This is a genomic window from Bacteroidota bacterium (assembly GCA_005882315.1).
Classification (GTDB): Bacteria; Bacteroidota; Bacteroidia; order Chitinophagales; family Chitinophagaceae; genus VBAR01.
Genome location: VBAR01000001.1, coordinates 2,243,483 through 2,257,502, shown reverse-complemented (window position 1 = coordinate 2,257,502; position 14,020 = coordinate 2,243,483). Strand labels below are relative to the sequence as shown.

The 14,020-nt window shown below is 39.0% G+C and carries 12 protein-coding genes; 8 read left to right on the top strand and 4 right to left on the bottom strand.

Going from position 1 to position 14,020, the window contains the following annotated elements; genetic code table 11:
- Positions 1-139: 139 nt before the first annotated feature.
- The 5 genes from lnt to E6H07_09260 all read left to right on the top strand — a co-directional run bounded on the left by lnt (position 140) and on the right by E6H07_09260 (position 6,701).
- A complete protein-coding gene (gene lnt / locus E6H07_09280) occupies positions 140-1,729 on the top strand; it encodes an apolipoprotein N-acyltransferase (GenBank protein ID TMI66075.1) in 1,590 nt (529 codons plus the stop codon).
- A gap of 15 nt (positions 1,730-1,744) precedes the next feature.
- Entirely contained in the window at positions 1,745-2,536 is a 792-nt protein-coding gene (locus tag E6H07_09275) for an alpha/beta hydrolase (protein TMI66074.1), read from the top strand.
- A gap of 17 nt (positions 2,537-2,553) precedes the next feature.
- Positions 2,554-5,169, top strand: a complete 2,616-nt coding sequence (locus tag E6H07_09270; GenBank protein TMI66073.1) for a T9SS type B sorting domain-containing protein — start codon at positions 2,554-2,556, stop codon at positions 5,167-5,169.
- A gap of 50 nt (positions 5,170-5,219) precedes the next feature.
- A complete protein-coding gene (locus tag E6H07_09265) occupies positions 5,220-5,981 on the top strand; it encodes an SDR family NAD(P)-dependent oxidoreductase (GenBank protein ID TMI66072.1) in 762 nt (253 codons plus the stop codon).
- 225 nt (positions 5,982-6,206) lie between these two features.
- Positions 6,207-6,701 carry a hypothetical protein gene (locus E6H07_09260; GenBank protein ID TMI66071.1) on the top strand — a complete coding sequence of 165 codons (495 nt, stop codon included), beginning with the start codon at positions 6,207-6,209 and terminating at the stop codon, positions 6,699-6,701.
- A gap of 7 nt (positions 6,702-6,708) precedes the next feature.
- On the opposite strand, the gene E6H07_09255 is transcribed toward E6H07_09260, so the two are convergent.
- A complete protein-coding gene (locus E6H07_09255; protein TMI66070.1) occupies positions 6,709-7,893 on the bottom strand; it encodes an aspartate aminotransferase family protein in 1,185 nt (394 codons plus the stop codon).
- 241 nt (positions 7,894-8,134) lie between these two features.
- Here E6H07_09255 and E6H07_09250 point away from each other — a divergent pair, with 241 nt between their 5' ends.
- From E6H07_09250 to E6H07_09240, 3 genes are all read left to right on the top strand, one after another.
- Complete coding sequence (locus E6H07_09250) at positions 8,135-8,647, top strand: gamma carbonic anhydrase family protein (GenBank protein ID TMI66069.1); 513 nt, start codon at positions 8,135-8,137, stop codon at positions 8,645-8,647.
- A 157-nt stretch (positions 8,648-8,804) separates the two neighbouring features.
- Positions 8,805-8,999: a hypothetical protein gene (locus tag E6H07_09245; GenBank protein ID TMI66068.1), complete on the top strand. Its 195-nt coding sequence runs from the start codon at positions 8,805-8,807 to the stop codon at positions 8,997-8,999.
- A gap of 69 nt (positions 9,000-9,068) precedes the next feature.
- Positions 9,069-9,401: a hypothetical protein gene (locus tag E6H07_09240; protein TMI66067.1), complete on the top strand. Its 333-nt coding sequence runs from the start codon at positions 9,069-9,071 to the stop codon at positions 9,399-9,401.
- Positions 9,402-9,455: 54 nt separating this feature from the next.
- On the opposite strand, the gene E6H07_09235 is transcribed toward E6H07_09240, so the two are convergent.
- The 3 genes from E6H07_09235 to E6H07_09225 are packed head-to-tail and all read right to left on the bottom strand — an operon-like array spanning position 9,456 to position 14,020.
- Positions 9,456-10,577, bottom strand: a complete 1,122-nt coding sequence (locus tag E6H07_09235; GenBank protein ID TMI66066.1) for a sialidase — start codon at positions 10,575-10,577, stop codon at positions 9,456-9,458.
- A 6-nt stretch (positions 10,578-10,583) separates the two neighbouring features.
- Entirely contained in the window at positions 10,584-11,315 is a 732-nt protein-coding gene (locus E6H07_09230; protein TMI66065.1) for a DUF3826 domain-containing protein, read from the bottom strand.
- Complete coding sequence (locus E6H07_09225) at positions 11,246-14,020, bottom strand: alpha-rhamnosidase (protein ID TMI66064.1); 2,775 nt, start codon at positions 14,018-14,020, stop codon at positions 11,246-11,248. The genes E6H07_09230 and E6H07_09225 overlap by 70 nt, the downstream gene beginning before the upstream one ends.

Below are 14,020 nucleotides of genomic sequence, written 5' to 3'. Positions count from 1 at the left end.
CTACTATCATCGCCTGTTGTGTCACTCACTTGTACGTTCAGGACATTATTCAGCATAAATCGAATTCTCCCTTTGCGTTATTAGCTTTTCTTTGCGTCTTTGCGTGAAATAAACTTTTATTTTTACCAAAACAACCTGCTTGAAGCGATTCTCCAATTTATTCATTGCAATCACCGGCGGTTTATTACTGTGGGCCTCATGGCCGGTTTCTCCCCTTACCTTTTTGATCTTCGTTGCATGGCTGCCGATGTTATGGTTGGCTGATAATGTAAAAAGCAGGAAAAAGTTTTTTGGACTTACTTATATAGCAATGTTCGTTTGGAATGTTGCTACCACCTGGTGGATTTGGAATGCAAGCATACCCGGAAGCCTGGCAGCTTTTTTTGCAAACAGTTTTATCATGTGCTTACCCTGGCTCGGTTATCATGTAATAAAAAGAAAATGGAATGATTCATTAAGCTATCTCGCATTGATTGCTTTCTGGATGTGTTTTGAATTTATTCATCTTAATGATTGGGGACTTAGTTGGCCCTGGCTTACACTCGGCAATGCATTTGCCACCAAACCCGAATGGGTACAATGGTATGAATATATCGGTGTAAGCGGCGGTACTTTATGGATCTTACTCAGCAATATTTTGATCTATGCTTTAATAAAAGAATACAGGGAAAACTTGCGGAGTAAAAAATATTTTAAATTAATGATCAGTTGGCTGGCGGCATTGGCATTGCCGAATATTCTTTTCATGTTATTTTCAAAAAACGAGAAAGTCATTTCATTATCCGACTCAAACATTGTGGTAGTTCAGCCGAATATTGATCCCTATGAAAAAGTTTCAACTGGCTCATTTGACGAGCAGATCCAAAAACTCATCAACACTTCAGAAAAAGCAATAGATGATAAAACAGCTTTAGTAGTTTGGCCGGAAACAGCTTTGTTTATGCCCAACGGAATTGAGGAAAATAAAATGAAGACCAATTATTTTCTTAACCCATTATGGGATTTTTTAAGAAAGCATCCGAACATCACTTTATTTTCAGGGATTGAAAGCTATCGTACTTACGAAGACAAACAAACAAAGTCAGCAAGGTCTATCCAGGGTACAAATTATTTTTACGATGCATTTAATGGCTCTGTTTTACTGGATAGTAGCGGGCCCATCAATTATTATCACAAATCCATGCTGGTGCCGGGAGTTGAAACACTTCCCTGGTTTTTAAGATTTATAGATAAATGGTTTGAAAAATTTGGCGGCACTACAGCTGGATATGCAAAGCAAAATGAAAGAACGCCATTAATAGATAGCAGTCATTTATATATAATTGCACCTGCTATTTGCTATGAAAGCATTTATGGCGAATTCATGACCCGGTATATTAAAAAAGGGGCAAATGTAATTTGTATCATCACCAATGATGGATGGTGGAAGAATACACCCGGCTATAAACAACATATGAATTATGCAAGGCTTCGTGCCATTGAAACAAGAAAGAGTATTGCCAGAAGTGCCAATACAGGTATTAGTTGTTTTATCGATGAAAATGGAAATGTATATGAACAACAACCATGGAATACAACTGCCGCCATCAAAATGAATCTCCCGTTAAATAATTATCAAACATTCTATGTAAGGTTTGGAGATTGGCTATATAGGTTAATGGCGATATTAAGTGGTTTGATTATCGCAACAAGACTGTTTTTTAAAATCAGAACCCTTTTCAGGAAATAAGTTTAGTTTTCATTTGTGGCAAAAAAAGAATTTACATACCAGGACAAAAAAATCATTTATCACACATATGGTAGTGGCAAACCTGCTATGTTTATTCATGGTTTTGGAGAAACACATGAAGTCTGGAAAAATCAAATTGAATTTTTACAACGTAAATTTTACCTGATCATTCCTGAATTACCCGGTAGTGGCTCTGATATAATTGATGACATGAGTATGGAAGGAATGGCTGAAGTGATGAAAGAAATACTGGCACAGGAAAAAATTGATAGAAGCATCATTATTGGCCATAGCATGGGCGGTTATATTCTATTGGCATTAGCAGAAAAACATCCCGAACTGATCAGCGCATTGGGACTTCTTCATTCTTCTGCCTATGCCGACAGTGAAGAAAAAAAAGCAACCCGGCAAAAAGGAATTGATTTCATAAATACACATGGAGCTTTTGAATTTATTAAAACCAGTACCCCTAATCTTTTTTCGCAGCCATCTAAGGATAAAAACCCTGAATTTATCAATGAATATATCCGCAGCCTGAACAACTTTTCTCCCGAAGCACTCGTTAAATATTACCGGGCTATGATGCAACGTCCGGACAGAACAGAGGTCATAACAAAAACAAAAGCAGCAGTGTTGATGGTAATGGGAAAATACGATGTGGCGGTACCGTTAAAGGATGGCTTGGAGCAATGCCATCTGCCTGAAAAAGTGTACATTCACATCCTCAGGCAATCAGGCCATTTAGGCATGCTTGAAGAACCTACCGCCACCAACTGCATACTCGAGAAGTTTTTGATTGAAAACTAAATCCCTGATTCGGGCTCATGAAACGACTTTTACTCGTAATAACGATCTTTTTATCCTTTGGAATTCCGTCGCAGGCTAATCACATTACCGGCGGTGAAATGTACTATACTTTCGTGAGCCAGGCTGGTAACCAGTTTACATACCTTGTTACACTGAAATTATTCCGTGACTGTAATTCAACTGGAGCACAGTTAGACCCCACAGCTTCAATAGCCATATTTGACAATAGCACCGGGGCAAGAGTCTGGAATAACACTTCAATTCCAAGATCTCAGATTGTTACATTAAGTCTTGGTTCGCCGGATCCCTGCATCAATAATCCACCATCTGTTTGTTACCAGGTAGGTTATTATACATTTTCAGTTACCCTAACGGGAAATGCAACAGGCTATACGATTGCCTATCAACGTTGCTGCCGGATAGCAGGAATCAATAATGTCGGAGGTTCAAGTACAGTAGGTTCCACTTACACAGCAATGATACCGGGTACTAATACAAGTGCTAATGCCCCAATGAATAATAGTGCAAGATTTATTGGCCAGGATACGGTTATCGTTTGTGCTAACAATCCTTTTCAATATAGTTTCAGAGCAGTTGATGAAGATGGCGATTCGCTGGTCTATGGTTTTTGTAATGCGTTTGAAGGTGGATCCACAGGTACTCCTGCACCGAGTCCACCAGCAGGCCCACCTTATTCCTCAGTGCCTTATGCAACCCCTTTCAGTCCTTTTGCACCAATGGGCAATGGAGTTACTTTAAACACTTCAAATGGTCTTATCGGCGGTATTGCACCGGCAGCAGGCATTTATGTAGTTACAGTTTGTGTAACGGAATACCGCAATAATGCACCGATTGCTACTCAACGAAAAGATCTGCAAATAAAAGTTGGAGATTGTTCTATTGCTGCTGCTACGCTGGACCCAGTTTATACAATATGCAACCGCAGTAACCTCTTCGATGCAAATTTCCATAACCTCAGCACCAGCCCACTTATTAATAGTTATTTCTGGGATTTTGGAGTTGCGTCACAAACAAATGATACCTCTAATGTTGCCTCGCCTAGTTTTACTTTTCCTGATACAGGCATCTACATAATTAAACTAGTAACTAACCGTAACCAGCCTTGTTCAGACTCAACAACAGCTATTGTAAAAGTTTATCCCGGCTTCTTCCCCGCATTCGATTTCAACGGCATTTGTGTTAACAAGCCCATTGGTTTTACCGACAGAACAGCCACTAACTATGGTTTTGTTGATTCATGGAGATGGGATTTTGGTGATGTAAGTACTACAGCCGACACATCAAGACTTAGAAATCCTACATGGACATATCCCGTATCAGGACCAAAAAATGTGATACTTACAGTAACCAGCAATAAAGGTTGCCGGGATACGGCAATGAGGGTTGTAACCATATTGGATAAGCCACCGATAACACTTGCCTTCCGTGATACATTGATATGCGTACCGGATGCAGTGCAGTTGCAGGCAGGCGGTTTGGGCAATTTCAGTTGGGCTCCGAATACCAATATCATTAATGCAAACACCGCCACCCCAACAGTGAGCCCGCCAACAACAACTGTATATAACGTAACACTGAATGATAATGGTTGTATCAATACTGATTCTGTAAGGGTAAGGGTTGTAACGTTTGTTACACTAAACGCCATTAATGACACTACTATTTGCCAGGGCGATGCGATACAATTAAATGCTATTTCCAATGGTCTTGCATTTCAGTGGACCCCGACTATACCTTTGAATAATCCGAGCATTATTAACCCGATAGCTATAACTAATAATACTACTCAATACCGGATCACGGCAACCATAGGAAGTTGCCGTGCCGTGGATGATGTGGTTGTAAAGACCATTGCCTATCCAGTTGCTAATGCCGGACCTGACCAACAGATATGCCATCTTACTTCGACACAATTAAGTGGAAATATAAATGGATCATCATTTAACTGGAGTCCGGGTGCCACATTAAGCAGCACTTCTATCCTTAACCCGATAGCTTTCCCTAAAAGAACTACCACATATGTGCTATCTGCCTACGATACATTGGGCTGTCCCAAACCCGGAAAGGATTCTGTAATTGTAAATGTATTGCCAAAAATGAGTCCATTTGCTGGTAGAGATACAATGGTAGTGATCGGTGAAAACTTACAATTCAATGGCAGTGGTGGAGTAAGTTATCAATGGACACCGTCAACAGGTTTATCTTCTACAACTATTCCAAATCCCATTGGAAATTATTCCGGGGAATTTGACAGCATCCGTTATAAATTATATGTAAGAAATGAGGCGAATTGCCTGGACTCAGCAACCGTACTGGTGAAGATTTTTAAAACTGATGCGTATGTTTTTATTCCATCTGCTTTTACACCCAACGGAGATGGGCTGAATGATAAACTGGCACCAATAGCTGTCGGTATCCGCCGTATCGAATACTTCCGCATCTTCAATCGCTGGGGCCAAATGGTTTTCAGCACTACGATCAATGGCGAAGGCTGGGATGGAAGAATATCGGGGACGCCGCAAGCCACAAATACATTTGTCTGGATCTGCTCTGCAATTGATTATACAGGCAGAAGAATTTTCCTCAAAGGAAAAAGTACATTGATACGATAACATTCCAGAATTATTAATTATTGATTTTTAATTAATAATTAATATTGCACATGCCTAAAATCATCTTCATTACCGGTGCTACATCCGGCTTTGGAAAAGCTGCCGCTGCAAAATTTGCTTCTAATGGTTATGATTGTATTATCAACGGAAGAAGAGAGGACCGTTTAGACCAGTTACAGGTAGAATTAGAATCGAAATATAATGTGGCAGTTTATTGTCTTCCTTTTGATGTGCAGGATGAAAAAACAGTTTTTGAATCTATCAATAGCTTGCCGGATGACTGGAAGAATATTGATGTGCTTTTCAATAATGCCGGTCTTGCACTTGGCCGTGCTTATTTTGATGAAGCTGATCTGAATGACTGGAATACGATGATCGATACAAATGTGAAAGGCCTTCTCTATGTTTCAAAAGCCACACTACCGTATTTAAAAAAACCGGGTGGGCATATCATCAATATGGGTTCGGTAGCGGCAAAAGATATTTATGAAAAAGGCAATGCCTATTGTGCCAGCAAAGCCGCAGTGGATACCATCAGTCATGCTATGCGGATCGACCTGTTAAGACATGGGATAAAAGTGACAGCTATACATCCCGGCGCTGCAGTAACTGAGTTTTCAATCGTTCGCTTTAAAGGTGATGCTGAAACTGCAAACAGCATTTATAATGGGTTAAATCCTTTATCAGCAGAGGATGTGGCCGATATCGTTTATTACTGTGCTTCATTGCCCGAGCATATCTGCATCAATGATCTGGTAGTAACATGCACCCGCCAGGCTGATGGGATTTATTTCAACAGAACAGGTGTTTGATCTCGATCCGGGCCAACAACTCCTTTCGTTTGCAATAATTCCCTACCTTCCATCCTCTTTCAACCCTTTTCTCTTCAATCCTTACCACTTCCGTCCCTGCGAATATTTTCTGTGTAACCCCTTCGGAAAAATACTTTTTTGGAACAATAATTGACTGAATCATTGATTGCAGAGAAACCATACTATAATTTTAACACGTTCGTCCAATACTATAGAAACATCTTTATGAAAAAGCTGCGCCTGCTCATTGCTCTTCTCTTACTTAGCGTAAGCATTTCCTTTTCGCAGGAAGTTATCCGTGTTCAATCATGCTCCGATAATTTAATTTCTAAACAGGTAGACAGCTTAAAAGCAATGTATGCAAAGGACGGGTTCATCGTTCTGAAAGAAGCCAGTATTACCATGCAAAGTGAATATGAAATGCCGGTAATAGTTCCACTAAACCAGGGAAGCTGGTACCAGTTTGTTTTTATTGGCGATATTTCTTCAAAGCTTTACGAAGTAAGAATGTTTGATTACAACGAAAAACAGGTAGTATACCAGAAAAAAAAGTGGGGCGATGTAGATGGGAATATTATCTCTTATAGCTATATACCCCAGTTTTCTGAATATCATATAATGAAACCTGTGCAGGTAAATAAAACAAAAAAGAAAGGATTGTGCGGTTATGTGATGCTGCTGAAAAAAACAGCCGAACAAAACTCAAAGCCCAATCCATAAAAATATTTTAGGGATGATCTTGTACAGCCTGCAGAATAATATTGCAGGCTTTTTTTATTTGTTCATCTGAAATAGTAAGCGGCGGTGATATTCTTAAACAGTTAGGAGTAAATAAAAACCAATCGGTCATCAATCCTTTGCTTAAGCAGGTATCAATAACTTTTTTACAAATTTCAAAAGAATCAAACTCCACCGCCATCCATAACCCAAATGAACGGACAGCTTTTATTTTTGGATGAACAAGTAATGATCTAAATAGCTTTTCCTTTTGAAGAACTTCATTTATCATTTCTTCTTTCAGTAAAGCTTTCATAGCTGCCAATCCAGCTGAACAGCATACCGGGTGACCACCGAAAGTCGTGATATGTCCCAGTACCGGATTTTCGGTTAAAGTCCACATCAGTTTTCTATCTGCAATAAAAGCACCGAGCGGCATGCCGCCACCCAATGCTTTGCCCAATAATAAAATATCGGGTACAATATCAAAATGCTCAAAGCCCCAGAGCTTGCCTGTTCTTCCAAAACCTGCCTGGATCTCATCAAGCACAAACAATGCTCCAGTCTCAGTACATTTTTTTCTTAAAGCCTGCATCCATTCTATGGTTGGAGCAATAATGCCAGCTTCAGCCTGTACATTTTCAGCAATTACACAAGCTGTTTGTTCTGTTATTTCATTTAATGAATCAAAAGAATTGTATTCAAGGTGCAGGATATCCGGTAAAAGCGGACGAAAAGCATTTCGCCAGTATTCATCGCCCATTATGCTTAATGCTCCTTGCGTACTTCCATGATAAGAGTTTTTAAAAGCAATGATCTGTGTTCTGTTTGTTACCCGTTTGGCCAGTTTCATAGAACCTTCCACGGCTTCGGCACCCGAATTAGTAAAATAAACCGAGTTGAGTGAGGCCGGTAAATGTTCGGTAAGCAGTTTGGCATATTGTACTTGCGGACTCTCAACAAACTCCCCATACACCATTACGTGCAGATAAGCGTCGAGTTGTTTTTGTATTGCCTCAATTACTTTAGGATGCCGGTGGCCGGTATTAGCAACACTGATACCGCCGATAAGATCGAGATATTCTTTTCCATTTATATCATATAACAAACAACCTTCTGCTCTGGCTATTTCAAAAGCCAGTGGCGATGGGGATGTTTGGGCTATATGTTTTAAGAAAAGTTCACGCTGATTCAATGGAAAAATTTAACCGCAAAGAACGCAAAGGCAGCGCAAAGACGCAAAGAAATTCTCTAATTTGCAGCGATTGACATGGTAGTACGATATACAAAAGATTGTTGAATAGAATTACCGAACCTGCCGACCGGCAGGCAGGCGTACAAGAGCCGATAGCTATCGGGTACGACGCAATGAACGTTGATAAGAATTACTGATGCCAGTAAACAAAACCAAAAAACGAAAAATTAAAAATATTTCAATGCCTGTAATACTCCCTGTAGAAGGTAAACTCCCCCAGTTTGGGAATAATAATTTCATTGCGCCCAATGCTACCATTGTTGGTGATGTAATAATGGGTGATGACTGCAGTATCTGGTTTAATGCTGTTGTAAGAGGTGATGTGAATTTTATAAGAATGGGAAACAAAGTGAATGTGCAGGACGGCGCCTGTATCCATTGTACCTATATTAAATGCGGCACAACAATTGGAAATAATGTTTCTATCGGGCATAACGCAATTGTTCATGGCTGCACCCTGCATGATAATGTGTTGGTAGGTATGGGTGCCATAATAATGGACAATGCGGTAGTTAACAGTAATACGATCATTGCAGCCGGTGCTGTAGTTCTGGAAGGAACTATTTGTGAAGCGGGTAGCATTTATGCAGGTGTTCCCGCCAAAAAAGTGAAGGATATAGAACCTGAAAAGATCAACGGTGAAATAAACCGAATAGCCAATAATTATGTACGTTATGCAGATTGGTTCCGTTAACCTGTCGTGGTCAGTAGTTTGTAACTGGTCTAAATCAATTAGGATTTTTACTCATTTTAATAAGAGCTTGATTAACATAAGCTGTGGTTTGAGGAGTAGTTTTGCTATAGTATAAGCAATTTAAACACCGTAAATTCGTTAGGCAAAATAGACTATGATGAAAAACCTGCGATACTTATTTACAGTTGCCAGCCTTGTGTTTTTGCTCTCGAGCTGCCGTATGTGGAATAATTTATTTCCCCCTAAGTATGGATGTGGTACGAATGGAAAAAATGTAGGTGCTGAAAAATTGGCAAGCGGTGATCCTAAAGCAGAGAAACAGGCACGAAAGGCAAAAAAATTTAAGAGTTAACGTATTTTATTGCAGCGTTTTTTCTTCGTAGTTTGTCTATAATCTAAACCCTTTAAAAAAACCGTTACCATGAGCCTAACTTTACGTACCACCCTAGGATGTACAGAAGCCATTATTGCCGATGATGGCGGACTAAAAAGATTCTACCAGGTTGCTGATATTCTCAGCAGCGATTTCAAAATAAAATTCACCAACAAAGAAGACGATTTCGATACTATCGACTGGGTTTTCCGATTCAAAGGTCATGATATGACCCTGCACTATAATATCTACACAGGCATTTCCCTTTATTCAGCAAAAACAAAAACAGCTGAAAGCAAAGATAATAAAGCGGTAGTTGACCTGGCAGGTGTTCTTGAAAACAGGTTGATGAACTTTGATGCAAATAGGAAGATAGCCTAACTGCCCTTTTCTCCGGGCTAAAGCCCGGAGCAATTCATAATTCATAACTCATAATTAATCCTCAGAAGTCTTACCTACAACCTTCAATCCGCCCGGCCATTGTTTATTAATGATCTTTTCACCTTTCAATTTCTTAGGGTCAATTTTTACATACTTTATTCTTTGCCTTCTCCATGTATAAACAATATGCACCATTCCATCTTTTGATTGTATTACCGATGGATAGGAATACTGGCTGATAGGTGAGTCTTCCAGTACCAATGCTGCATACCATGTCTTTCCATCTTTACTTATCGCTACATTCAATGGTGTACGTGGCCCCTTACCATTCACCCACGATGAATCAGGCAACAAATGATTATACACCAGCAACTGTCGTCCATCTTTTAATGTTACAGCGTCTGTCCCGGAATTATTATTCGGTAATGGGGATGCCTTCATTTCGCTCCATGTTTTACCGCCATCGCTGCTCCAGCTTTCGTTGAGTGTTGCATTTCTGCTTCTGCATAAGATCTGTAAACGACCATCTGAATACTTCAATATACTTGGTTGTATGGCCTGTATTATTTTAGGATCATTGATCGCTTCACTCTTTGTCCATGTCTTTCCGAAATCAGTTGTGTATTCAATATGAGCTTTCCAACCATTTTTTTCTGTACTGCTAGGACACAACAACACACCATTGATCAACTCTGGTTTATTTTTTATAGGCCCTAAAAAACCTTCTGGTAGTTTCTCTCTTTGACTCCATGTTTTTCCATTGTCTTTGCTTCGCATCATCCAGCCAGTCCAGCCTGCCACATTTGGCCCGATCTTATAGAACAACAATAACTCTTTATTTGGTGCATAAAATAAAACTGGATTGTAACATGCATAACGCAATGTGTCATTAATAATCCCTTCAGCAACTTTTTCAGGAGCAGTCCATTTATTATTCACCAATTTGCTTGTCCAGATGCATACATCTTTATTTCCTTCTTTTGTACCACCAAACCAGGCAGCTATCAACCCATCCGGAGTTTCAGCAATCGTTGAAGCATGAGCTTCCGGAAAAGATGCTTCTGTATAAATGAATTCATCAACAAGAATTCCTTTCTTCCATTTGTCTTTCTGTGCTGACAGATCAACAACAGATAAAATAGTTAAAATAAAAAGTATTGCAATCCTCGTTTTCATGTTTGATCAGTTTTGTTTTGCTTTCTTTTCAGCATTTACTTTATCGACATAGGCTTTGTACATCTGTCTCCAGTTGCGGCCATTATTATTCAGGTACTGCTCACATTTTGTTTTATAAATTTCAAAAATGGCAGATATCTCTTTCATGTTCTTGTAATCTATTGCCTGCTCTCTTGCTTGTTTTAGGTTCTTGAGAATTTCTGCTTCTTCTTTTGGCGTTAAGTCAGGAACAATTGCTTTATACCCCTTTAAGGTGAAATCAACTTTGCCAATCGTGTATTTATCTAGTATCGCCTCCACTTGCAAAGAATCCAGTTCTGTTTTCAAAACATTCATCAGGTTATCGTGAACAGATCTTGGCTTTGTGGAGCAGATAATTAGTTGCCTGTCCATTTCAGAAAGCTTGCCGCCTGTTGTTGGATTAATGCCTTCAGGGGTCATTGTAAAAGGATGGCTATTATGCCAATCCCTGACAGCCGTAAGATGGATTGCAATAGCTGATTTTAGTTTTTGTGCTTTTGTATTATCACTCAATTTCAGCGAAGCCACCCATTCTGATGCTTTGTTTTCAAGTGCTGTATCTGCCGCTGTTTGGCCAATCGTAGGTTTCGTTATCAGTATAATGGCTATAACAATAACTATCTTTTGCAAAAACCTCATTCTCATTTTTATTTTATTTGCGATATAAAATTGTATTGTCCACTTCCGATTTGCACAATTACTGAACCATTTTCCCATTTCACGGATAACACACCTTCTGCTTTTGATAATTCCTTTCCGGACTCCATAACATCATTTACAGATCTTGCAGGAATATAAACAGTTGCAGAAGTGTTGGCGGGAATTGAAACACTCCATTCAAAAGTCTTATCATTCTTTTTCCAATCACTCTTAATTATTCCATGTATGCTCTTATAAGATGCATTTACAAAATGCAGATCGTCCGGGAGCGATGGTTTCATAATTATTTTTTTAAATCCAACACTCGTTTTATCGGTTCGTATTCCTGCCAGGTTTTCATAATACCAGATCAGTAGATCACCCAGCATCATTACATGGTTTTGACTGTTCATGCCAGGATCTGCTGTGTTGCCGTTCCATAATTCCCAAATGGTGGTGGCGCCGTTGGCAGCCATATAACCGTAGCTCGGGTAGGTAGTATTAGAAGCCAATTTAAATGCAAGGTTCGTGTTATCGTATTCAGTTAAACCTCTCATTAAATATTGAGTACCGATGAGTCCTGTACTGATGTGGTCTTTACTTTCCACAGTGATTTTATGGTATATATTGGCAAACACTTTTTCCTTTAATGAATCAGGACAAATACCAAAATATAAGGGTAACAGGTTCGCTGTAATTGTATTATTGGAATAACCGTATTGCAACGGGTTATAAAATTTTTGATGAAAAGCTTTTTTCATATTTTCTGCCAGCATCTCATATTCTTTACTGTCTGAATCATTACCAGTAAGTTTTGCAAAACGCTGCATATAAGAAAGCAGTTTATAATAGTAAGCCGTTGCTATTAATTTGCCGTCTGTTAAACGGGAAGAATCTTTTGCATGTATCAGCTTCAGGTCTTCCGGCGGTACACACCAGTCGCCATACTTATCTCTTGTTACAATATAATTCGTCATGTATTTGCCCTGCATATACTGCATCCATTTTTTCATAGATGCATAATTTTTTTGAATGGGTTTTATATCGCCAAACTGGTTGTATAAATTATTACTGATGGTAATGAAAGCTGCCGGCCATGTAACATCATCCGAATAATAATTCCAGAAGGCAGGTGCTACATCCGGGATAGCGCCTTCTTCTGTCTGTGATTGCTGGATGTCATCCATCCATTTTGCATAAAGCTTTGCATTGTTAAATAAATAACTTTCTCCCATTGCGCCAATAACCCTATCACCAAGCCATGGTTGCCGTTCATTTCGCTGTGGACAATCAATGGGCATACCTTTATAATTAGAAGCAATACCCCACCATGCATTTTTATAAATACTATTGATAACAGAATTTGATGTAACAAATGAACCGGTTGTTTCAAATCCATCATAGATAAGCTTGCCTTCAAAATCACTTATAGTTGGTGTACCAGGAAAACCAGTTATCTCTACATAACGAAACCCATGATAAACAAATGAAGGTTCCCATGATTCTACAGGACTCGGTGAAAGAGAGACCTCCAGTCCATGGCCTCTTAATGTATATATGTCTGTAACTCTGGCATCACGCAGGTTTGCAGTAAATAATTCTCCATTGGATTGTAAGCTTTCTGCATAGCGAAGTTTTATTTGCTGGCCTCTTTTGCCTTCAACAATAACTTTAAGCCATCCTGCAAAGTTCTGTCCCATGTCAAGTATATACTTCCCGTTGCTTGCAGGCTTAATTGATACAGGTTTAATGATCTGCATCACTTTCATCGGTTCACTCATTTGGGCAATCATTTTTCCTGGTGGTGCAGCGACTAATTCAGGTTTCATCCATTTACTCTCGTCAAACCCTATATTATTCCAGCCTCGGAATTCTTTTGTTGCATCATACTCTTCACCGTCATACTCATTATTTGTTCTTATCGGACCATCTACATTAAGCTTCCATGTTTCGCCAGTCACAATTACTGTTTTACCTCCAGCAGCATATTCAATCTCTAACTGCAGTAACAACTTTGGATAACCGAATGTGTTATGCTTTTGTGTTTTATAATTCTGCCGCATTGTAAAAAAACGACCATTACCCAAAACTGCAGCAACTGTATTAGCACCCGTTCTTACTTGCTCCGTTACATCATAAGTATTGTAGAAAAATGATTTTCTATAGTCAGTTGGATTAGGAGCCAATACCTGATCTCCGATCTTTTCACCATTGATATATAATTCATATAAACCCAAACCTGAAATATAAACCGTAGCTTTTTTAATGTCATCAGTTGTTCGAAATTTCTTTCTTAAATACCGGGCAGAAAGTCTTGACCATTGTGTAATGCTATCCCATGGCGAAGCCTTGTCATAGCCGATCCATTTCGCTTTCCAATCAGTTTTATTTAATAACCCCATTGACCAATAAGCTGATTCGCTCCATGCTGTTTCACCTTTATTGGTAAATGATCTTACTTTCCAGAAATATTCTTTACCACTTTGCAATTCTTTGCCAGCATATTCTACATGTATAGATTGAGAACTATTGATTTTACCAGAACTCCACACATCGCCATCATTTTTTGATAATTTTTCCCTGCTTGATGAAACAATAATTTCATAAGCTGTTTGCTGAACATTTCTTTGATCAGAACTTAATTGCCAGCTTAAACGTGGTTCTTTTATATCAATTCCCAATGGATTAACCAGCATTTCACATCTAAGATTTTGTACGATCATCTGTGCATGCAACTGGTGAAATAAAAGAAAGAAGAAAAATATTGTAAGCTTCAATTTCAT